General features: G+C 70.5%; 17 protein-coding genes. 11 read left to right on the forward strand and 6 right to left on the reverse strand.

Going from position 1 to position 20,214, the window contains the following annotated elements; translation table 11 throughout:
- Positions 1-187 precede the first annotated feature (187 nt).
- From ACFYZJ_RS33920 to ACFYZJ_RS33935, 4 genes are all read right to left on the reverse strand, one after another.
- Complete coding sequence (locus ACFYZJ_RS33920) at positions 188-2,497, reverse strand: HelD family protein (protein ID WP_388574657.1); 2,310 nt, start codon at positions 2,495-2,497, stop codon at positions 188-190.
- Between the two features lie 157 nt (positions 2,498-2,654).
- Positions 2,655-3,470 carry an anti-sigma factor family protein gene (locus tag ACFYZJ_RS33925; RefSeq protein ID WP_388574660.1) on the reverse strand — a complete coding sequence of 272 codons (816 nt, stop codon included), beginning with the start codon at positions 3,468-3,470 and terminating at the stop codon, positions 2,655-2,657.
- The gene (locus ACFYZJ_RS33930) at positions 3,467-4,057 is read right to left on the reverse strand and encodes a sigma-70 family RNA polymerase sigma factor (protein WP_388574662.1); all 591 of its coding nucleotides are present in this window, start codon (positions 4,055-4,057) and stop codon (positions 3,467-3,469) included. The genes ACFYZJ_RS33925 and ACFYZJ_RS33930 overlap by 4 nt, the downstream gene beginning before the upstream one ends.
- Positions 4,058-4,130: 73 nt before the next feature.
- Positions 4,131-4,406, reverse strand: coding sequence for a hypothetical protein (locus ACFYZJ_RS33935; protein ID WP_388574665.1), 276 nt, complete (start codon positions 4,404-4,406; stop codon positions 4,131-4,133).
- A 252-nt stretch (positions 4,407-4,658) separates the two neighbouring features.
- Here ACFYZJ_RS33935 and ACFYZJ_RS33940 point away from each other — a divergent pair, with 252 nt between their 5' ends.
- The 3 genes from ACFYZJ_RS33940 to ACFYZJ_RS33950 all read left to right on the forward strand — a co-directional run bounded on the left by ACFYZJ_RS33940 (position 4,659) and on the right by ACFYZJ_RS33950 (position 8,084).
- Positions 4,659-6,041: a nitrate/nitrite transporter gene (locus ACFYZJ_RS33940; RefSeq protein WP_388574667.1), complete on the forward strand. Its 1,383-nt coding sequence runs from the start codon at positions 4,659-4,661 to the stop codon at positions 6,039-6,041.
- 168 nt (positions 6,042-6,209) lie between these two features.
- Positions 6,210-7,361, forward strand: coding sequence for a uroporphyrinogen-III synthase (locus ACFYZJ_RS33945; protein WP_388574669.1), 1,152 nt, complete (start codon positions 6,210-6,212; stop codon positions 7,359-7,361).
- 135 nt (positions 7,362-7,496) lie between these two features.
- On the forward strand, positions 7,497-8,084 hold the full coding sequence (locus ACFYZJ_RS33950; RefSeq protein WP_388574672.1) for a CGNR zinc finger domain-containing protein: 588 nt from the start codon (positions 7,497-7,499) through the stop codon (positions 8,082-8,084).
- Positions 8,085-8,172: 88 nt separating this feature from the next.
- Here the strand turns inward: ACFYZJ_RS33950 and ACFYZJ_RS33955 are convergent, their stop codons facing one another.
- A complete protein-coding gene (locus ACFYZJ_RS33955; RefSeq protein ID WP_388574675.1) occupies positions 8,173-9,222 on the reverse strand; it encodes a LacI family DNA-binding transcriptional regulator in 1,050 nt (349 codons plus the stop codon).
- A 318-nt stretch (positions 9,223-9,540) separates the two neighbouring features.
- Between ACFYZJ_RS33955 and ACFYZJ_RS33960 the strand changes: the two genes are divergently transcribed.
- The 4 genes from ACFYZJ_RS33960 to ACFYZJ_RS33975 all read left to right on the forward strand — a co-directional run bounded on the left by ACFYZJ_RS33960 (position 9,541) and on the right by ACFYZJ_RS33975 (position 14,517).
- Positions 9,541-10,842, forward strand: coding sequence for an ABC transporter substrate-binding protein (locus ACFYZJ_RS33960; RefSeq protein WP_388574678.1), 1,302 nt, complete (start codon positions 9,541-9,543; stop codon positions 10,840-10,842).
- An 11-nt stretch (positions 10,843-10,853) separates the two neighbouring features.
- Complete coding sequence (locus ACFYZJ_RS33965) at positions 10,854-11,918, forward strand: carbohydrate ABC transporter permease (RefSeq protein ID WP_388574681.1); 1,065 nt, start codon at positions 10,854-10,856, stop codon at positions 11,916-11,918.
- Entirely contained in the window at positions 11,915-12,748 is an 834-nt protein-coding gene (locus ACFYZJ_RS33970; RefSeq protein WP_388574684.1) for a carbohydrate ABC transporter permease, read from the forward strand. Before ACFYZJ_RS33965 ends, ACFYZJ_RS33970 begins: the two co-directional genes overlap by 4 nt.
- Positions 12,749-12,843: 95 nt before the next feature.
- A complete protein-coding gene (locus ACFYZJ_RS33975) occupies positions 12,844-14,517 on the forward strand; it encodes a glycoside hydrolase family 13 protein (RefSeq protein WP_388574687.1) in 1,674 nt (557 codons plus the stop codon).
- Between the two features lie 102 nt (positions 14,518-14,619).
- Here ACFYZJ_RS33975 and ACFYZJ_RS33980 read toward each other — a convergent pair whose 3' ends face one another.
- Positions 14,620-15,582, reverse strand: a complete 963-nt coding sequence (locus ACFYZJ_RS33980; protein WP_388574690.1) for a LysR family transcriptional regulator — start codon at positions 15,580-15,582, stop codon at positions 14,620-14,622.
- Between the two features lie 84 nt (positions 15,583-15,666).
- Here ACFYZJ_RS33980 and ACFYZJ_RS33985 point away from each other — a divergent pair, with 84 nt between their 5' ends.
- From ACFYZJ_RS33985 to ACFYZJ_RS34000, 4 genes are all read left to right on the forward strand, one after another.
- Positions 15,667-17,004, forward strand: coding sequence for an MFS transporter (locus ACFYZJ_RS33985; RefSeq protein WP_388574693.1), 1,338 nt, complete (start codon positions 15,667-15,669; stop codon positions 17,002-17,004).
- A 120-nt stretch (positions 17,005-17,124) separates the two neighbouring features.
- Positions 17,125-18,420, forward strand: a complete 1,296-nt coding sequence (locus tag ACFYZJ_RS33990) for an extracellular solute-binding protein (protein ID WP_388574696.1) — start codon at positions 17,125-17,127, stop codon at positions 18,418-18,420.
- Entirely contained in the window at positions 18,417-19,385 is a 969-nt protein-coding gene (locus tag ACFYZJ_RS33995; RefSeq protein ID WP_388574699.1) for a carbohydrate ABC transporter permease, read from the forward strand. Before ACFYZJ_RS33990 ends, ACFYZJ_RS33995 begins: the two co-directional genes overlap by 4 nt.
- Positions 19,382-20,206 carry a carbohydrate ABC transporter permease gene (locus ACFYZJ_RS34000; RefSeq protein ID WP_388574701.1) on the forward strand — a complete coding sequence of 275 codons (825 nt, stop codon included), beginning with the start codon at positions 19,382-19,384 and terminating at the stop codon, positions 20,204-20,206. Before ACFYZJ_RS33995 ends, ACFYZJ_RS34000 begins: the two co-directional genes overlap by 4 nt.
- The last annotated feature ends 8 nt before the right edge of the window (positions 20,207-20,214 follow it).

The following is a 20,214-nucleotide window of genomic DNA, read 5'->3' on the forward strand; positions in this document are numbered from 1 at the left end:
TCTCCGCACGTCGGTGACACCGACCCGCCATGCTCGCCTCGCGGCAAGTGGTCGCTCTGAGCGACTAAGGTTGGGCCCGGGGGCTTGGATCGGGCCGGTGCCACACCCAGGCTAACAAACGGATCCCGTAAGGCCATTCCCGGAGCGAGAGTTCGTCTTCCGTACAGGTCCGTCGGTCGGCCGTTCCTCAGTCCCGCAGCAGGTCCGGCACCCCGGCCGCGTCCGGCTCGTCCCGCTCTCCGGAGACCACCGTCAGCTGCTGCGTCGCCCGGGTGAGCGCCACGTACAGCACGCGCAGCCCCGCGGGGCTCTCGTCGGCGATCTCCGCGGGCGAGACGACGACCGTCGCGTCGTACTCCAGGCCCTTGGCCTCCAGGCTGCCGAGGGCCACCACCCGGTCGCCGAGCCCGTCCAGCCAGCGGGCCGCCTCCTCGCGCCGGTTCATGGCGACGACGACGCCGACCGTGCCGTCGACCAGGTCGAGCAGCCGGGCGGCCTCCTCGCGGACGGTCCGCGCCATCGAGTCCCGTATGACCGCGAAACCGGGCTCGACACCGGTGGAGCGCACGGCCGTGGGGGCGGTGGAGCCCGGCATGGCGAGCGCCAGCACCTTGGCGGCGAGTTCGGCGATCTCGGCCGGGTTGCGGTAGTTGACCGTGAGCGTGAAGCGGCGGCGCGGACGGGTTCCCAGGGCCTCGTCGCGGGCCTCGGCCGCCTCGTCCGGGTCGGACCAGGACGACTGGGCCGGGTCGCCGACCACGGTCCAGGTCGCGTGCCGGCCGCGCCGCCCGACCATCCGCCACTGCATCGGCGTGAGGTCCTGCGCCTCGTCGACGATCACGTGCGCGTACTCGGTGCGCTCCTGCGCCAGCCGCTCGGCGCGCTCACGCTGCGACTCCTCGCGTACGGGCATCAGCTCCTCGAGCCCGGTCAGCTGGTCCAGCGGGTCCAGCTCGCGCCGCTTCCTCGGGCGGGCCGGCAGGCCGACGATGGCCTGGAGCTCGTCGAGCAGGGCGATGTCGTGCACGGAGTACCCGTCCCGCTTCAGCGAGCGCGCGACCCTGCGCACCTCGCCGGGGGTGAGGACGCGCCGCGCCCAGCGGCCCAGCCGCTTCTCGTCGGCCATCGCGGTGAGGACGGAGCGGGGGGTCAGCTCGGGCCACCAGGCGTCCAGGAACGCGATGAAGGAGTCCTCGGAGGTGATGTCCTCGTCGAAGGAGGACCGCAGCTCGGCGGCCAGCTCGGGGTCGGCGTGCCGGTTCGCCGCGCCGGACTGCGCCCACAGGGCGTCCAGGAGCAGCCTGCGGGCGCGCGGGCGCAGCAGGTTGACCGGAGCCGTTCCGGTGAGGGCGGTGCGCCGGATCCGTTCCAGCTCCTCGGCCTCCAGCTCCAGGCGGCGGCCGAAGGCGACGACCCGCAGCCGGTCCGGTGCGTCGCCGTGCTCCAGGGCTCCGCGGGCGGCCTTCCGCAGCACCTTGAGCATGCGGGAGGAGCCCTTGGCACGGGCCACGGACGGGGAGTCGTACAGGGTGGCCTCGGCACCCTCGACGAGCGAGCCGATGGCGCGGATGGCGACCTGGCCCTCCTCCCCCAGCGACGGCAGCACGCCCTCGGTGTACGCGACCAGCAGCGGGGTGGGCGAGACGATCAGGATGCCGCCCGCGTAGCGGCGCCGGTCCTGGTAGAGGAGGTAGGCGGCCCGGTGCAGGGCGACGGCGGTCTTGCCGGTGCCGGGGCCGCCCTCGACGTAGGTCACGGAGGCGGCGGGGGCGCGGATGACAAGGTCCTGCTCCGCCTGGATGGAGGCCACGATGTCCCGCATGGTGTGGGTGCGGGCCTGGCCGAGCGCGGCCATCAGGGCGCCGTCGCCGATGACGGGCAGTTCCTGGCCGTCGAGGAAGGCCGTCAGCTCGGGGCGCATCAGGTCGTCCTCGACGCCGAGCACCCTGCGGCCCTTGGAGCGGATGACCCGGCGGCGCACGACCCGACCGGGGTCGACCGGGGTGGAGCGGTAGAAGGGGGCGGCGGCGGGTGCCCGCCAGTCGATGACCAGCGGAGCGTAGTCCTGGTCGAGGACGCCGATGCGGCCGATGTGCAGGGTCTCGGCGATGTCGGCGGTGTTGTCGGGGCGCACCGCGCCCTCGGCGGGCTCGACCGCCGTGTACGCGCCGTCGGGTCCCTTCTTGCCGTCCTTGCCGAGCAGCAGGTCGATCCGGCCGAAGAGGAAGTCCTCGAACTCGTTGTTGAGCCGGTTGAGGTGGACACCGGCCCGGAACACCTGGGCGTCCCGCTCGGCGAGCGCGCCGGGCGTGCCGACCTGGCCGCGCTGGGCGGCGTCGTTCATCAGGAACTCCGCCTCGTGGATCTTTTCCTCGAGGCGCCGGTACACCCGGTCCAGGTGTTCCTGTTCGACGCTGATCTCCCGGTCACGGAGCGAGTCGTGCGCGGACTTGCCGACCGGGCCGAACGCGGTTTCCTGTTGAACCTGAGCGGCCACCGGGCCCCCTTCTGACGTGCTGAGCAGCCGTCCACCGTACGCGAAGGGGGCCCGGGGAGGCTACGGCCTGCCCGGACCGGCACACGTCAGCCGCGGCGCGGGCCTCAGGTACTCGGACGTACGCCGCGGGGAAGCGCTCAGGCGGATGGGGGGACGCCTACGCCTTCACCTCCACGAGCTTCTTCCCGTCGAGCGTCATGACCTCGAAGTGGTCGATCTGGTTCGGGGTGAAGGCGGCGGCGCCGCTGACGTAGAGCGGGTTCTTCGCCTCCTCCGTCTTGGCGGTGGGGATGCCGTAGCCCTCTTCCGGGACGGTCCAGGTGGAGAGCGTCTCGCGCTCGCCGTTCTTGCCGACGGCGATCAGGGAGCACTTGAGCGGACCCTTGACGCCCTTCAGCTCCATGACCCCGCTGGTGCCCCAGTCCTTGCCCGCCATCGCGACGGTGGCGCTGACGCCGGTGGCCGGGTCGGTCGCCGAGACCTTGTCGGTCATGGTCTGGAACGCGGCCTTGGCGGGAGAGGCCGCGGTCACCGTGCCCGTGTTGCCGCTGTCGCCGCCGTTCACCGCCATCACGGCGAGCGGGCCGCCGATGATCAGCGCGGCGGCGGCCGCGACGAGGTAGAAGCTGCGCCGCCGCTTCTGGGCGCGCCGCTCGGAGACCTCGTCGACCAGCCGCTCGACGAGCCGTGGGCTGGGTTTCGCGGACAGGGATTCGCCGATGGCGGGGCTGCCCTGGCTGCCCGGCATGTCGGCGAGCGCGGCCAGCATCGGTTCCATGCCGGCCAGGTCGTCGAGCTGCTGGGCACACCAGTCGCAGGTGGCGAGGTGCGCCTCGAAGGCGGTCGCCTCCGCGTCGTCCAGGATGCCGAGGGCGTAGGCGCCGACGGTCTCGTGGATGTCGCCCTGCCCCTGGGGACCGCCTCTCACGGCCCCGGGGCCACCAGTGCCGAATCCCCCGTACAGGTTGCTCATGCCGTCACCCCCCGCTCCTCCAGTGCCAGCTTCATCGACCGCAGGGCGTAGAACACCCTGGAGCGCACCGTTCCGCTGGGGATGCCGAGCGTTTCGGCCGCCTCATTGACCGTACGCCCTTTGAAGTACGTTTCGACCAGGACCTCCCTGTGGGCGGGGGTCAGGTCTTCCAGCGCGTCCGACAGTGTCATCAGCCACAACGCCTTGTCGATCTCGTCCTCCGCGGGGATGACCTCCAGCGGCGACGGGTCGACCTCCTGCGGCCGGGCCTGCCGGCTGCGGTGGCCGTCGATGACGATGCGCCGGGCGACCGTCACCAGCCAGGGGCGTACCGAACCGGTCGCTCGGTTGAGCTGGCCGGCGTTCTTCCAGGCACGGATGAGCGTTTCCTGCACGACGTCCTCGGCGCGCTGCCGGTCGCCCGCGACCAGGCGCAGCACATAGGCGAGCAGGGGTCCCGCATGTTCTCGATACAGGGCACGCATCAGCTCCTCGTCCGGCTCGGGCGAGGACGCCGAGGACGAGGTCATGCGATGTCGGGCCCTGGGCCGCTTTCGTTCATCAGCCACGGCGGAATCCTTGCGCACGCCTACCTCCGGTGTCCGGGGGTTCCCCCAGTCGGTCGCTCACATCCGGGTACGCGCGAGAGGGCCGCTGTGTTCAAAGCGACAGCAGAAAATTCTTGGAGAAGGTGTGGAAGCCCTTGTTCCTGGGCACCCATTTCTCCCCCAAGGGGACATACGGTCGCCGCACCGGAGAGACCCAGGTCACACCGGTGGGCGCTTCACTCCCGGAGCCGCCAAGATCGCCGTGTGAAAATTTGGCTGGACCCAGGTGGAGAAATTGTCGAGAGTCGGGTGCACACTGCCCGGTTTCAGCCACTTTTAGGCAAGTCGCCTTTTTCTGGTGAGCCATGCGGATGGCGTCCTTTTCCATGGCTCGCCTTTCCGTTCCAGAGCCTTTCCGTGCCCGCCTTTCAGTTCCAGGGCTTTCAGGACTTTTTCGGGGCGTTCCGCGGCGGACGGGTCCGGCCACGCCCGCTCGCCGCCTCACCGCGCCCCTCCCCGCCCCGTGAGAGCAACGTTCCCTTCCGGTCACTCGGTGCCACAGCGCGGAAACGCGCCCTTTCTACCTTCGGGACTCATCACCCCGCACGACACCTGGGCACCGCACAACCGTGGAGGCGTCATGACAGCCCCGAGCACAGCCCCCGCCGCCGGCAGGGGAGGCCGCTGGATCCAGCAGTGGGACCCCGAGGACGAGACGTTCTGGAACGAGACCGGGGAGAAGATCGCCCGGCGCAACCTCTGGTTCTCCGTCTTCTCCGAGCACATCGGGTTCTCGGTCTGGACCCTGTGGTCGGTCCTCGTGCTCTTCATGGGCCCGAAGTACGGGCTGACCCCCGCCGACAAGTTCATGCTCACGTCCATGGTCACGCTCGTCGGCGCCGTGGTCCGCGTGCCCTACACCTTCGCGGTCGCCGTGTTCGGCGGGCGCAACTGGACGATCATCTCCGCCGGCCTGCTGCTCATCCCGACGATCGCCGCCTTCGTCGTGATGCACCCGGGCACCTCGTTCTCCACCTTCCTGGTCGTCGGCCTGCTCGCCGGCGTCGGCGGCGGCAACTTCGCCTCCTCGATGACCAACATCAACGCCTTCTTCCCGCTGCGGAAGAAGGGGTGGGCCCTGGGACTGAACGCCGGTGGCGGCAACATCGGCGTGCCCGTCATCCAGCTGGTCGCGCTCGCCATCATCGGCGCGAGCGGCGGGCCGCGTGTGCTGCTCGGGATCTACATCCCGCTGATCGTCGTCGCCGCCGTGCTCGCCGCCCTCTTCATGGACAACCTCGCCTCCGTGAAGAACGACACCGGCGCCGCCAGGGACGCCGCGAAGGACGCCCACACCTGGATCATGTCCCTCCTCTACATCGGCACCTTCGGCTCGTTCATCGGCTACAGCTTCGCCTTCGGGCAGGTGCTGCAGAACCAGTTCGGGCGCACCCCGCTGCAGGCGGCGTACGTCACCTTCATCGGCCCGCTGCTCGGCTCGCTGATCCGGCCGGTGGGCGGCTGGCTGGCCGACCGCTACGGCGGCTCGAAGATCACGCTGTGGAACTTCGTCGTCATGGGCGCGGCCACCGCCGTCCTGGTCTTCGCGAGCATGCAGAAGTCGCTGCCGCTGTTCACCACCGCGTTCGTGGTGCTGTTCGTGCTCAGCGGGCTCGGCAACGGGTCGACGTACAAGATGATCCCGGGCATCTTCCAGGCGAAGGCCGTCGCAAAGGGGCTCCAGGGGGAGGAGGCCGCCGCTTACGGCCGGCGGCTGTCCGGGGCCTCCATGGGCCTCATCGGGGCGGTCGGCGCGCTCGGCGGCGTCGGCATCAACCTCGCCTTCCGGCAATCCTTCCTCTCCTACCACTCCGGCACCGGCGCCTTCGTCGCCTTCCTCGCCTTCTACGCCGTGGCCTTCGCGGTCACCTGGGCCGTATACCTTCGCCGCCCGGCCGCGCAAGCACAGGCCAAGGCTTCCGGGTCCGAGGCGAAGCAGCAGCTCAGCTACGCGGAAGTGTGACGCGGCACCAGCCGCTCCGCAGTGTGACGTAACACCGGCGACATGCAGCCGAACCGAGCCTGTCACGAGCCGTTGACAGGCTCGATCGGCATGTAGGTACGACGCGTACGACCGGTGTTCACGAGCGGGTGGGGACCGGGATGCCGACTCGAGTGCGGGACGAGAGCCATGCAAGACAACCAGCAGCGACCAGAACACGGCCCCCTCGCGGGGTTCACCGTGGGCGTGACGGCCGCGCGGCGGGCCGACGAGCTGGGGGCCCTGCTCCAGCGGCGCGGCGCGTGCGTGCTGCATGCGCCGGCCCTGCGCATCGTGCCGCTCGCCGACGACGGTGAACTCCTCGCCGCCACCAAGGAGTTGATCGACCAGGCGCCGGACATCGCGGTCGCCACCACCGCGATCGGCTTCCGCGGCTGGATCGAGGCCGCCGACGGCTGGGGGCTCGGCGAGGACCTGCTCGCCCGGCTGCGCGGGGTGCGGCTGCTCGCGCGCGGCCCGAAGGTCAAGGGCGCGATACGGGCGGCCGGGCTGACCGAGGAGTGGTCGCCCAGCTCCGAGTCCATGGCCGAGGTGCTCGACCGGCTGCTCGAGGAAGGCGTCGACGGCCTCCGTATCGCCGTCCAGCTGCACGGCGAGCCGCTGCCCGGCTTCGTGGAGGCGCTGCGGGAGGGGGGAGCCGAGGTGGTGGGGGTGCCGGTGTACCGGTGGATGCCGCCGGAGGACATCGGGCCCATGGACCGGCTCCTGGACGCGACCGTGACCCGGGGCCTGGACGCGCTCACCTTCACCAGCGCGCCCGCCGCCGCGTCCCTGCTCTCCCGGGCCGAGGAGCGCGGGCTGTTGCCGGAGCTGCTGGCCGCCTTGAACCACGACGTGCTGCCCGCCTGTGTCGGCCCCGTCACCGCGCTGCCGCTGCAGGCCCGCGGCATCGACACGGTCCAGCCCGAGCGCTTCCGGCTCGGCCCGCTGGTCCAGTTGCTGTGCCAGGAGCTGCCCGCCCGGGCCCGCACCCTGCCCATCGCCGGCCACCGGGTGGAGATCCGCGGGCACGCGGTGATGGTGGACGGCGCCCTGCGGCCCGTGCCGCCCGCGGGGATGTCCCTGCTACGCGCCCTGTCCCGGCGGCCGGGCTGGGTGGTCCCCCGCTCCGACCTGCTGCGCGCGCTCCCGGGCGCCGGGCGCGACGAGCACGCCGTGGAGACGGCGATGGCCCGACTGCGGACGGCCCTCGGGGCGCCCAAGCTGATCCAGACGGTGGTCAAGCGCGGGTACCGGCTCGCGCTCGACCCGGCGGCGGACTCCAAGTACGCGGACCTGTGAGCCGCCCGGGTGGTGGGGCCGTGCGGTCCTCGCGCTCGCCTCGGAGGCGGTGACGTACGGGGACTTCCCGGGGGCATGTGCGGGCGGGCACTGTAGAGGGGGCGACCGCGGCGACTCCGAGGCGGTGACAGGCACATGGCATCCGGCACGGCCACGGCCTCCTACGTGTTGCGGTTCGACTCCGGGCGGATCTGTCTGGACCTGCTGACGACGACGCATCCCGAGGAACGGCTCGACTCGGTGGACCGGTTGCGCGCGTGGATCGCCGGGGCCGGCCTGGTGCCGATGGGTACCCCGTTGACCGGGGTGGACGCGGACTGGCTACGGGCGTTTCACGAACTGCGCGAGCACATCGGCCAGTTGGTGCACGGCGAGCTGGACGGGCGTCCGGCGGACGGGGCGCTGGTCCGGGTGAACGCGGCGGCTCGGGGCGCACCGCCCGCGCCGTGCGCGGTCCGTGCTGAGGACGGCGCGCTGGTACGACGCCTACGCACGCTGCCCGTGTGCGAGGACCTGCTGGCGGCGGTGGCCCGCGAGACGATCGAGCTCCTGACCGATCCGAAGGCCAGGGCGAGCCTGCGCCGGTGCGAGGGGGACAACTGCCCGATCGTCTACCTGGACACGTCCCGCGGCCGACGCCGCCGCTGGTGTTCCAGCGAGGTGTGCGGCAACCGGGAACGGGTGGCCCGCCACCGCAGGCGGGCGGCGCTGGCGCGGGCGTAGGCCCCGTCGCCGCGCCGCGGAAGTCATGGTGCCGCGGAAGTCATGGTGCCGCGCCGGCCCCGGAACGGGTTCCGGAGCTGCGGGGCGATCAGACGGAGTCCTCCTGCTCGCCCCGCGGCACCGGTGGGGCGGTGGTGGCCCGGGGGATGAGCTGTGTGGGCAGGACTATGTGGCGCGCGCGGTCCGCCTGGGAGTCGCCGATGAGCTCCAGGGCCAGTTGCCCGGCCACCCGGCCCATGTCCGACGGTGACTGGGCCACCGTGGACAGGTCCATCCACTCGGCCACCTGGTGGTCGTCGAAGCCGATGACGGACATCCGCTCGGGCACGTCGATCCGCGCCCTGCGCAAGGTGGAGACGACGGCCGAGGCAAGCTCGTCCTGCTCGACGAAGACCGCGGTGGGCGGCTCCCGCAGGCTCAGCAGATGCCCGACCCCCGCCACGATCCCGCGCTTGTCGTGCACCGACAGGGCGACCACCAGCTCGTCGTCCACGGGTAGGCCGGCCTCGCAGAGCGCCTGCCGGTAGCCGACCAGCCGTTCGCGCGAGCTGAAGCTGAAGCCGCTGACGGTCGCGGTCTGCGCGAAGGCGATCCGGCGGTGTCCGAGGTTGAGCAGGTGGCGCGTGGCCTTGCGGGCTCCGGCCACGTCGTCGACGTACACGCTCGGGCGGCCCTCGACGTGCTGGCTGACGTAGATGACCGGCATCCCCAGGTTGTCCAGTCGCGCCATCTCCTCATCGGTGAGGTCGAAGGCGAACACCAGCAGCGCGTCGGCGTTCCGCCGGGCCGGGAGACGCTCGAAGAACGACGTGCGCTCGGCCAGGTCCGGGATCACATAGACCATCAGCTCCATTCCGGAGGCACGCAGCAGCGGGCCGAGGGTGGACAGGGCCGAACCCATGAACCACGAGTTGAGCGTGGGCACGAGGACCGCCACGACTCCGGTCCTGCCCGTGACCAGGCTGGCGGCCTGCCGAGAGACCGCGAAGTTCAGCTCGCGTGCGGCCTGTTCGACCCGGGCGCGGACCTCCGGTGACACGGACGTCATGCCGCGCAGGGTGCGGGAGACGGTCGACAGGGAGACCCCCGCCCGTTCGGCCACGTCGGCCATCGTGGAGTGCCGCTGAGCTGGTGACATGAGCGGAAGTTAGCACAGAAACGGGCATCGAGAAGTGGCTCGTGAAAGCGCTGCCATAAACCTCCCGGGAGGGAGATTTGCCCGTTTTGGACCGTAAGTTACTGCAATACTCACCTAAAGCCATTCGAAATATCGATGACTTATGGATTGACTTCACCTGGGGTCGCTCCTAGCGTGCAAGCGTTGTCACGACACCGCGCAAGGAGCTGCCACGCAGTCGGCATCGAGGGCTGCGACCTGCGCGTTCGATGGAACTCCACCCCGTGACAGCACTGTCAGCCGCGCCTTCGGTTCCGCACGACCAGGAGAGAGACAGTGATGACCAGGACCACCAGAGCCCTTCAGTGTTCGGCGACGCTCGTCGCCGCCGGGCTGCTCCTCACCGCCTGCGGCTCGTCCGGCGGCAGCGGCGGGAGCTCCCAGCAGGACTCCCAGAGCATGTCGTTCAAGGGCCGTGGCCCCATCACGTACGTGGCCGGCAAGGACGCCACCGGCACCACTCAGACGATCATCGACCGCTGGAACAAGCTGCACCCGAAGGAGAAGGTCACCTTCATCCAGCTGCCGACGGACGCGGACTCGCAGCGGCAGCAGATGATCCAGAACGCGGAGACGAAGTCCGACGCCTACACGGTGCTCTCGCTCGACGTCGTGTGGACGTCGGAGTTCGCCGCCCACCAGTGGATCGACCGCCTGCCCGAGGGCCAGTTCCCGTTGCAGAAGATGCTGAAGCCGGTGGTGGAGACCGCGAAGTACCGCGGCGGTCTGTACGCGGTCCCGGGCAGCTCGGACGGCGGCATGCTGTACTACCGCACCGACCTGCTGAAGAAGGCCGGCATCACCGGCCCTCCGGCCACCTGGTCCGAGATGACGGCCGACTGCGCCAAGGTGAAGAAGCTCCCCGAGGCCAAGGACATGTCCTGCTACGCCGGGCAGTTCCAGAAGTACGAGGGCCTGACGGTGAACTTCTCCGAGGCCGTGAACTCGGCGGGCGGCGTCGTCACCGACGCGAACGGCAAGCCGGACGTCGACACCCCGCAGGCGAAGAAGGGCCTGGACTTCCTGGTCGACTCCGTCAAGGACGGGACGATCCCCAAGGAGGCCATCACCTACCAGGAGGAGGACGGCCGGCAGGCCTTCCAGTCCGGCAAGCTGGTCTTCCTGCGCAACTGGCCGTACGTGTACGCGCTGGCCGGGAAGAGCCCGATCGCGGGGAAGTTCGCGGTGGCGCCGCTGCCCGGTCTGAACGGGCCCGGCTCCTCCAGCCTGGGCGGTCACAACCTGGCCCTGTCGTCCTTCGCCAAGAACAAGGCGACGGCCCTGGACTTCATGAAGTTCTACAGCAGTGAGGAGAGCGCGAGCTACTTCCTCAAGGCCGCCTCCCTCGCCCCGCCGTACGCGAACCTCTACGACGACGCGTCGCTGGACAAGCAGTATCCGTACCTGCCCGTCCTCAAGCAGTCCATCCTGCACGCGGTGCCGCGCCCGCGGGTCGTGCAGTACGGGGACGTGACGTCGGCGATCGAGAAGGAGGCCTACGCCGCCCTGTCCGGCAGCAAGAGCAGCGCGCAGGCCCTGAAGGACCTGCAGGCGGCCCTGCAGAAGCTGACGGCACAGTGAGGAACCGGATCATGGCCGACACCGAGATCCCGTCCGGCGCCGCCGCGCGGGAGCCCGGGGCGCTCCACCGCCCCGGGCGGGCCTCCGCGCTGCGCAGCCGCGGGCGCACACGGGCACGTGCGAGCACGGGCACCGGCCGGTTGGCGGCGCTGCTGGTCTCCCCCACGCTCCTGGTGCTGACGATCGTCGTGCTCTATCCGACGCTCATGGCGCTCGACGAGTCGCTGTACGGACCGAAGGGACTGGACCCCAGCACCGGCTTCATCAGCAACACCGAGCCGTTCGTGGGTCTGAAGAACTACGGCGACATCTTCACCCAGGCCGGGGACCGGTTCTGGAACGCCTTCTGGAACACCACGCTCTTCACCGTGGTCACGGTGGCGCTGGAGACGGTGATCGGCGTCGCCATGGCGCTGATCATGCACAAGGCGTTCCGCGGCCGGGCCGTGGTGCGGGCGAGCATCCTCGTGCCCTGGGCGATCCCCACGGCCATCTCCGGCCTGCTGTGGCGGTGGATCTTCAACGCCGACGGAATCGCCAACGTCCTCCTCGGACACCAGGTCCTGTGGACGGCCGACGGCTTCGCGGCCAAGATCGCGGTCATCGTCGCCGACGTGTGGAAGACCGCCCCCTTCATCGGGCTGCTGGTACTGGCCGGCCTCCAGGTGATCCCGAAGGAGGTGTACGAGGCGGCCCGGATCGACGGGGCCGGGGCCTGGGGCCGGTTCTGGCACATCACCCTGCCGCTGGTGAAGCCCGCGCTGCTGGTGGCGGTGCTGTTCCGGTGCCTGGACGCGCTGCGGATGTTCGACCTGCCCTACATCCTCGTCGGCGCGCAGAAGGGCTCGGTGGAGACCCTGTCGATGCTCGCGCAGAACGAGGCGTCCAACGTCCGCTTCGGACCGGCCTCCGCCTACGCGGTACTGCTCTTCCTCTATGTCTTCCTCATCGCGCTCGCCTTCGTCCGGCTGCTGGGCGCCGACCTCGTCGGCGACGGCGGCCCAAGGAGCAGGCGGGAGCGCCGGACCGGGCGCCGGGGTGTCCTGGCGCTGCGCCGTGCGGAGGTGACGGCATGACCCTCACAGCCACCTGGCGCCGCCGGCTGCCCTACGTGGGTGTCGCCGCGGTGGTCGCGTACTGCCTGGCCCCGTTCTACTGGATGCTGGTCTCCAGCCTCCGGCGTGACGACGACATCTTCAGTACCTCGCTGTTTCCCTCGCCGCTGTCGTTCGAGAACTACCGTGCGGTGTTCGGCCCCTCCCAGGGGTTCTCGCGCGCGCTGCTCAACAGCCTTGTCGTCGCCGGCATCACCACGGCGCTGGCGCTGCTGCTGGCCACGTTCACCGCGTACGCGATGGCCCGGCTGGAGTTCCCGTTCAAGCGGCTGGTCCTCACACTGATCATCGCCACCTCGATGTTCCCGGTGGTGTCGATCGTGGTCCCGCTGCTGAAGCTGTTCACGGACATCGGCTGGATCAACACCTACCAGGCCATGATCGTGCCGAGCATGTCCTTCGCGCTGCCGCTGGCGGTGTGGAACCTGACCACGTTCTTCCGTCAGATGCCGGACGAGTTGGAGCACGCCGCCATGGTCGACGGCTGCACCCGCGGCCAGGCGTTCCGCAGGATCATCATCCCGCTCGCCGCGCCCGGCATCTTCACCACCGCGATCATCACCTTCATCGCCGCCTGGAACGAGTTCCTCATCGCCCTGTCGATGACCAACAAGCCGAACATGCAGACCGCCACGGTCGCGATCTCGAAGTTCTCGGGTGCCACGACGTACCAGACGCCGTTCGGCAGCCAGATGGCGGCGGGCGTCGTCGTCACCATCCCGCTGGTGATCATGGTGCTGTTCTTCCAGCGCCGCATCGTCGCCGGACTCACCGCGGGCGCGGCGAAGTAGGCACCACGCCTGCTCACCCGCGCCTTCCTCACCCGCGCCTTCCCAACCACGCCTTCCCCCTTGCTTTCTCACCTCCGAAGGAGCAACGCAGCCGTATGTCCGGTACCGCACCGTGGTGGCGCAGCGCCGTCATCTACCAGGTCTACATCCGCAGTTTCGCCGACGGGAACGGTGACGGCGTCGGTGACATCGCCGGCATCCGCTCCCGTCTGCCGTATCTGAAGTCGCTTGGCGTGGACGCCGTCTGGATCAACCCGTGGTACAAGTCGCCGATGGCGGACCACGGTTACGACGTGGCCGACTACCGGGCGATCGACCCGCTGTTCGGCACCCTGGCCGAGGCGGAGGAGCTCATCGAGGAGGCGCACCGGCACGGCATCCGCGTCATCCCCGACATCGTGCCCAACCACACCTCCGACCAGCACGCCTGGTTCCAGGCCGCACTGGCCGCCGGACCGGGCAGCCCCGAGCGGGAGCGCTATGTCTTCCGGCCCGGCCGCGGCTCCGACGGCGCCGAGCCGCCCAACGACTGGGTCTCCTCCTTCGGCGGCCCGGCCTGGACCCGGCTGCCCGACGGGGAGTGGTACCTGCACCTGTTCGCCCCCGAGCAGCCCGACCTCAACTGGGAACACCCCGAGGTGCGGGCCGAGTTCGAGTCCATCCTGCGGTTCTGGTTCAGCCGGGGCGTGGACGGGTTCCGGATCGACGTCGCGCACGGACTGATCAAGCACCCCGAACTGCCCGACCTGCCGCCCCGCCACGAGCCGGCGCTGCTGGGGCCGCTCTCCCGCCGGGACGAGGGGGAGGAGCGGATCCGGCAGCACATCGACCACCCGCACTGGGACCGTGACGAGGTCCACGAGATCTACCGCGCCTGGCGCAGGGTGGCCGACGAGTTCACCGGCGACCGGTCCTTCGTCGCCGAGGCCTGGGCGGACACCCCCGAGCGGCTCGCCGCCTACGTCCGCCCCGAGGGCCTGCACACCGCGTTCAACTTCGACTTCCTGATGGCGAGCTGGGACCCGAAGGACCTGCGCGCGGTCATCGACGACTCGCTGGCCATGCTCGGCGCGGTGGGTGCGCCGGCCACCTGGGTGCTGTCCAACCACGACGTCATGCGCCACGTCAGCCGCTACGGCCGCAGGACCGTCAAGCGGTGGCTGGCCAACGAACGCTACGAGCCCGAAGGCCCCCTGGACCTGGAACTGGGCACCCGTCGCGCCCGGGCGGCCGCCCTGCTGATGCTCGCCCTGCCCGGCGGCGCCTACATCTACCAGGGCGAGGAACTCGGCCTGCCGGAGGTCGAGGACCTGCCCGAGTCCGTGCTCCAGGACCCCATCTGGGAGCGCTCCGGGCACACCGAGCGCGGCCGTGACGGCTGCCGGGTGCCGATCCCCTGGTCCGGGCGGACCGCGCCGTTCGGCTTCAGCCCGGAGGGCGCCTCGGCCGCGCCCTGGCTGCCGCAGCCCGCCGACTGGGGTGAGCGCAGCGTGGAGGCGCAGACCGGCGACGAGGCGTCGATGCTGGAACTCTACCGACGCGCCCTGCGCGTGCGCCGTGAGCACCCGGCGCTCGGCGACGGCACTCTCACCTGGCTGGACGCCCCCGCCTCGGTCCTCGCCTTCCGCCGCGACCCCGGCTTCCTGTGCGTGGTCAACCTCTCGGCCGAGGCGTACCGGCTGCCGGAGCACACCTCGGCACTGCTCGCGAGCGGTCCGGTCGAGGGCGGCCTGCTGGCACCGGACCAGGCGGCCTGGCTGGCGGTGTAGCCGTCCATGAGAGACCAGGGCCGTCCGGGCGTCCCCGCTCACCGGACGGCCCTGGTCCTGCGAGAGCGTGCACGCGGACGATGGGGCGGGTGCCCCGGGTCATCAGCCCCAGGCGGCCATGACCTTGGCGTCAATGGCCGGAATCCATCCATCCACAGGCCGCCGCAGCCACCCCGCCGCGGCGGCGACCTCGGCCGAGGCCCGTCGAAGCGCATCGAGTCCCGGATGCTTCAGCCCTTGCCGCCACACCAGCGAGACCGGCGAGAGCGGTACGGGATCGACGAGCGGACGCCGCACCGTCCCGGGCAGCGCGGGGAAGTCCACCACGGCGAGAATCGGATGGCCCGTCCTCGCCATGATCCGCTGGAACTCCTCGTCCCCGACGGCCAGCGGGACCGGAGGCGCGACCCGGATGCCCCGCCCGTCGAACAGGCGGTGCGCGAGGTCGGTCCACTCCGGCGTGCGCGGGTTCCCGGCGCCCGCGTACACCGTCTCCCCGGCCAGCGCGGCCAGCGGCACCGCCTCCAGCGAGGCCAGAGGGTGGTCCTCGAACAGGACGACCGCCATCGGCTCGTACCGCACGGGCTGCTGGTCGAGCCCGGCCCGCAGCGCCGCGGGCAGGCCCGCGAACCGGCCGAACGACGCGTCCAGCCGGCCCGCGAGCACCTCCGCCGCGGCATGCGTGAGACCGCTCTCGTAGCGGGCCATCAGCTCCTGGTCCGGGGCGAGTTCGCGGGCCCGCAGCAGCACCCGGCGCCCGGTGACCAGCCCCGGGGAGTTCAGGTCGACCAGCAGGGGGCGGGCCTGCCCGAAGGCGGCGAGGAGTTCGTCCTGCGCGTCCAGCACCTTGCGTGCGTACGGCAGCAGGCGCTCGCCCTCGGGGGTCAGCGTGACCTGCCGCGTCGTACGGACGAACAGTTCGGTGCCCAACTCCCGCTCCAGCCTGCGGATGTCCCGGCTCAACGCCTGCTGGGCCACGTGGAGGCGGGTCGCGGCACGGGTGAAGTGGAGCTCCTCCGCGACGGCCAGGAAGGCGCGGAGCAGGCGGGGGTCGACGGCAGGCATCCGGTGAACTTACAACGCAGGTGCGTCAATCGCCATGGAGTAAGTGTTGGACCGCAGGTCACGGGCCGGGCGACGCTTCCTCACATGCCGCAACCCTCCTCCCGCAGACCACCCCTGCTCACCGTGGCCCAGGACACCCTGGTCGCCGCCGACTTCACCCCGCGCACCACCGGCAGGGCACCCGCCCCGCGCACCACCGGCAGGGCACCCGCCCCGCGCAACCCCTACCGCCGGCTGTTCACCCACCCCGGCACCCGCGCCTTCACGATCGGGAACCTCATCGCCCGGCTCCCCACGGGCATGTTCAGCGTCAGCTCGGTCATCATGATCGCCGGATCCCGGGGCTCGTACGCCCTCGCCGGTGCCGTCACCGCCACCGGTCTCGCGGCCACGGCCGTGACCGCCCCCTGGGTGGCACGCCTCGTCGACCGTCACGGCCAGGCCCGGATCGCCCTGCCCGCCACGCTGTTCGCGCTGCTCGGCGGCCTCGCGCTGGTCCTGTGCGTGCACTACGGCGCCGCGGACTGGACCCTGTTCGCCGCCTACGCGGCCACCGCCACCACCCCCAACATCGGCGGCCTGTCCCGCGCCCGCTGGGCCCACCTGTACCGGGACGCCCCGGACGCCCTGCACACGGCGAACTCCTTCGAGCAGGCCGCCGACGAGCTGTGCTACCTGCTCGGCCCGGTGCTCGCCGCCTTCCTCTGCACCCGGCTGTTCCCGGAGGCCGGCACCCTGGTCGGCGGAATCCTCCTGCTCACCGGCATGCTGATCTTCACCGCCCAGCGCGCCACGGAACCACCGCCCAGCCGCCGCCCGGGCACCCGGCCCCCGCTGCGCGCCCCCGGCATGCCCCCGCTCCTGCTCGGCCTCCTGGCCACCGGAGCGGTCTTCGGCGCGATGGAGGTGGTCACCGTCGCGTTCGCGGACGCACAGGGTCACAAGGCGGCGGCCGGCCCGGTCCTCGCCCTGCAGGCCGCCGGATCGTGCGCCGCCGGACTCCTCTACGGCACGCTGCGGCCCGCGGGTCCCGCCGAGCGCCGCTATGCCTGGTGCCTGACGGCGATGACCGCCCTCATGGCCCTGCCGCTGCTCGCCGCGCGCACCACCGGCTCCCTCCTCGCCCTCGCGCCCGCCCTGCTGCTCGCGGGCGTGGCCACCGCTCCGACGATGGTCACGGCGCTGGCGCTGGTCCAGCGGCGCACCCCCGAGGGCCGGGCGAACGAGGGCATGACCCTCGCCGTGACGGCTCTCCTCGGCGGCGTGGCCTGCGGTTCCGCCACCGGCGGCTGGGCGGTGGAGCGCCTGTCGCCGACCGCCGGTTTCACCCTCCCCGCAGCCGCCGCCGGCCTCGCCCTGGCGATCACTCTGGGCCACAGGGCGGTCCGAGGATTCCGCACCGATTCCTGCGCCCCCCATTGACGCGCCCGCGCCCCCCACATACCTTCGCCCGTCGAAGCGCTTCGACATCACGCATCGAAACGATTCGATGGACGGTGCGTGATGCCTCCGATACCCATCCGACTCCCCTGGAGGCACTGGATGTTGACGGCACGACGACGTGTGGTGGCGACGGCCGCGGTGGTCCTGTCCGGGTCCCTGCTCCTGGCCTCCTGCGGTGGCTCGGACAGCGGTTCTTCCGACGGCAAGACGCTCAGGCTCTGGCACTACGAGGGCCCGGACAGCGCGATGGGCGCCGCCTGGAACGAGGCCATCAAGGAGTTCGAGGCCAAGCACCCGGGCGTGAAGGTGACGTTCGAGGAGAAGGGCTTCGAACAGATCCAGAAGACCGCGCCCATGGTGCTCAACTCCTCCGACGCGCCCGACATCATGGAGTACAACAAGGGCAACGCGACGGCGGGCCTGCTGTCCAAGCAGGGACTTCTCACCGATCTGACCCCCGAGGTCACCAGGCGCGGCTGGGACAAGAAGCTCAGCGCGGGCGTGAAGACCACCAGTCAGTACGACGCGAACGGCGTCATGGGTTCCGGCAAGTGGTACGGAGTCCCCAATTACGCCGAGTACACCATGGTCTTCTACAACAAGGACCTGTTCAAGAAGTACGGGATCGCCGAGCCGAAGACGTTCGACGACCTGACCGCCGCGATGGACAAGTTCGTCGCCAAGGGCCTCACCCCGCTCGCCAACGCCGGCGCCGAGTACATGGCCCAGCAGTACCTGTACCAGCTGGCGCTGTCGAAGGCCGACCGCTCCTGGGTCGACAAGTACGAGCTGTACAAGGGCAGGACCGACTTCCACGACGCGGCCTGGACGTACGGCGCGACCACGTTCGCCGACTGGGTGAAGAAGGGCTACATCAGCAAGACGTCCAGCGGCACCAAGGCCGAGGACGCGGGTGTGGCCTTCATCCAGGGCAAGAACCCGATCCTGTTCAGCGGAAGCTGGTGGTACGGGCGCTTCAAGGCGGAGAACAAGTTCGACTGGGGCACCATGCTCTGGCCCGGCTCCGACCTCACCCTCGGGTCCGGCGGCAACCTCTGGGTCGTGCCCAAGGGCGCCAAGAACAAGGACCTCGCCTACGACTTCATCGACATCACCATGTCGCCGAAGATCCAGAACCTGCTGGGCAACAAGGGCGGCGTCCCGGTCGCGGCCGACCCGAACGCCATCACCGACCCGCAGGCCAAGACCCTCATCGCGAACTTCAACACCCTCTCGCAGCGCGACGGCCTGGCCTTCTACCCCGACTGGCCCGTCCCCGGCTTCTACGACACCCTCGTCTCCGAGACACAGAAGCTGATCACGGGCAGTGAGCAGCCGGACGCCTGTCTCAGCGCGCTGCAGAAGGCGTACGACCAGGGCGCGCCGAAGCAATGACGGTCACCGTCGAACGGGGCGCGCGGGCCGTCGGCGAGCGCCCGCACACCGGCCCGCGCCGCCCCCGCCCCCAGACGTCGTACGCGCTCTTCCTGCTCCCCGGCGTGCTCGCGTTCCTCGCCGTGATCATCGTCCCGTTCCTGATGAACACGGGGGTCAGCTTCACCGAGTGGAGCGGCATCGGCTCACCGAAGTGGACCGGCCTCGACAACTACCGCCGGCTCCTCGACGACAGCGAGTTCTGGGCGTCGTTCCGGCACAGCCTGTTCATGGTCGTCGCCATGGCGGTCGTCCCGACGATGATCGGACTCGTCCTCGCCGCCGCGCTGTTCGACTACGTCGGCAAGCACTTCGGCAGCAAGGTGGCCGCCGTCCTGCGAGCCTGCTTCTACCTGCCGCAGGTGCTGCCGGTCGCGGTGGCCGGCATCGTCTGGAGCTGGATCCTGGCCCCCGACAACGGCTCGCTCAACGCACTGCTGAAGGCCGTCGGCCTCGGCTCCTGGCAACAGGACTGGCTCGGTGACCCGGACATCGCCCTGTACAGCGTGATGGGGGTGATGGTGTGGGTGCAGCTCGGCTTCCCGCTCGTCGTCTTCATGGCGGGGCTCCAGCGCGTCGACCCGCAGCTGTACGAGGCGGCCGAACTGGACGGCGCCGGCTGGTGGCGCCGCTTCTGGCACATCACGCTGCCGCAGATCAGGCCGGAGATCTACGTGGTGCTGACCTGGTGCACGGTCGCGGCGCTGAAGGTGTTCGGCGCGGTGTACGTGCTGACGAAGGGCGGCCCCGGTGGGGCGACCGACGTCCCCTCCTACTTCTCCTTCACCACCTTCTTCGAGAAGACGCAGGCCGGGTACGGCGCCGCGATCTCCACCGTCCTCACCGTGATCATCCTCGTCCTCGCGATGGTGGGCCTGAAGCTCCAGACCCGCGCCGAGGACGCCGAGGAAGGGGCCCGCGCATGACAGCCGCCCTACGTCGCTACCCGGTGCTGATCGCCCTGTGCATCGGCGCCCTGTTCATGGTGCTGCCGTTCCTGATCGTCGTGGTCAACGCGGTCAAGTCCCCGGCCGAGTACTCCCAGCACGGGCCGCTGAGCCTGCCGAAGGGCCTGTACCTGGACGGGCTGAAGGACTTCTGGCAGCGCGTCGACTACGGCCGGAAGCTGTTCAACTCCGTGCTGATCAGCGGCTCGGTGGCCGTCCTGGCGGCGGTGCTGTCCGTGCTGAACGCGTACGCGATCGGCATCGGCCGCATCAAGGGCCGCACCTGGGTGCTGGCCTTCTTCGTGCTGGCCAACGTGTTGCCGCAGGAGGCGCTGGTCTACCCGCTGTACTACCTGAGCAAGCAGGCCGGCCTGTACGACACCCGGTTGAGCGTGATCATCGTCTTCACGGTGATCCAGGCGGCGTTCGGCACGTATCTGCTCTCCTCGGTCCTCGGGCAGTTCCCGCGCGAGATCATCGAGGCGGCCCGGATCGACGGGGCGAACAAGTGGCAGGTGCTGTGGCGGATCGTGGTCCCGGTCAGCCGTCCCACGATCGGTGTGCTGCTCGTCTTCTTCTTCATCTGGACGTGGAACGAGTTCCTGCTGCCCCTGGTGATGCTGATCTCCAACGACAACCAGACGGTGTCGGTGGCACTCGGTGTGCTCCAGGGCCAGCGCCTGATGGACGCCACGATGACCAACGCGGCGGCTCTGCTGGGCGTCCTGCCCGCCATCGTCTTCTTCCTGGTCTTCCAGCGGACTCTCACCCGCGGCATCGCCGTGGGTGCCGTCAAGTAGGGGGTACG

Origin of the sequence: Streptomyces sp. NPDC001848 (assembly GCF_042891915.1) — a bacterium.
Lineage (GTDB): Bacteria > Actinomycetota > Actinomycetes > Streptomycetales > Streptomycetaceae > Streptomyces.

Coding starts and splice junctions, on each gene's coding strand:
- ACFYZJ_RS33925 (WP_388574660.1), bottom strand. CDS start 3,470: ATGAGCAACCTGTACGGGGGATTCGGCACTGGTGGCCCCGGGGCCGTG.
- ACFYZJ_RS33935 (WP_388574665.1), bottom strand. CDS start 4,406: ATGGAAAAGGACGCCATCCGCATGGCTCACCAGAAAAAGGCGACTTGC.
- ACFYZJ_RS33940 (WP_388574667.1), top strand. CDS start 4,659: ATGACAGCCCCGAGCACAGCCCCCGCCGCCGGCAGGGGAGGCCGCTGG.
- ACFYZJ_RS33945 (WP_388574669.1), top strand. CDS start 6,210: ATGCAAGACAACCAGCAGCGACCAGAACACGGCCCCCTCGCGGGGTTC.
- ACFYZJ_RS33950 (WP_388574672.1), top strand. CDS start 7,497: ATGGCATCCGGCACGGCCACGGCCTCCTACGTGTTGCGGTTCGACTCC.
- ACFYZJ_RS33955 (WP_388574675.1), bottom strand. CDS start 9,222: ATGTCACCAGCTCAGCGGCACTCCACGATGGCCGACGTGGCCGAACGG.
- ACFYZJ_RS33960 (WP_388574678.1), top strand. CDS start 9,541: ATGACCAGGACCACCAGAGCCCTTCAGTGTTCGGCGACGCTCGTCGCC.
- ACFYZJ_RS33965 (WP_388574681.1), top strand. CDS start 10,854: ATGGCCGACACCGAGATCCCGTCCGGCGCCGCCGCGCGGGAGCCCGGG.
- ACFYZJ_RS33970 (WP_388574684.1), top strand. CDS start 11,915: ATGACCCTCACAGCCACCTGGCGCCGCCGGCTGCCCTACGTGGGTGTC.
- ACFYZJ_RS33975 (WP_388574687.1), top strand. CDS start 12,844: ATGTCCGGTACCGCACCGTGGTGGCGCAGCGCCGTCATCTACCAGGTC.
- ACFYZJ_RS33980 (WP_388574690.1), bottom strand. CDS start 15,582: ATGCCTGCCGTCGACCCCCGCCTGCTCCGCGCCTTCCTGGCCGTCGCG.
- ACFYZJ_RS33985 (WP_388574693.1), top strand. CDS start 15,667: ATGCCGCAACCCTCCTCCCGCAGACCACCCCTGCTCACCGTGGCCCAG.
- ACFYZJ_RS33990 (WP_388574696.1), top strand. CDS start 17,125: ATGTTGACGGCACGACGACGTGTGGTGGCGACGGCCGCGGTGGTCCTG.
- ACFYZJ_RS33995 (WP_388574699.1), top strand. CDS start 18,417: ATGACGGTCACCGTCGAACGGGGCGCGCGGGCCGTCGGCGAGCGCCCG.
- ACFYZJ_RS34000 (WP_388574701.1), top strand. CDS start 19,382: ATGACAGCCGCCCTACGTCGCTACCCGGTGCTGATCGCCCTGTGCATC.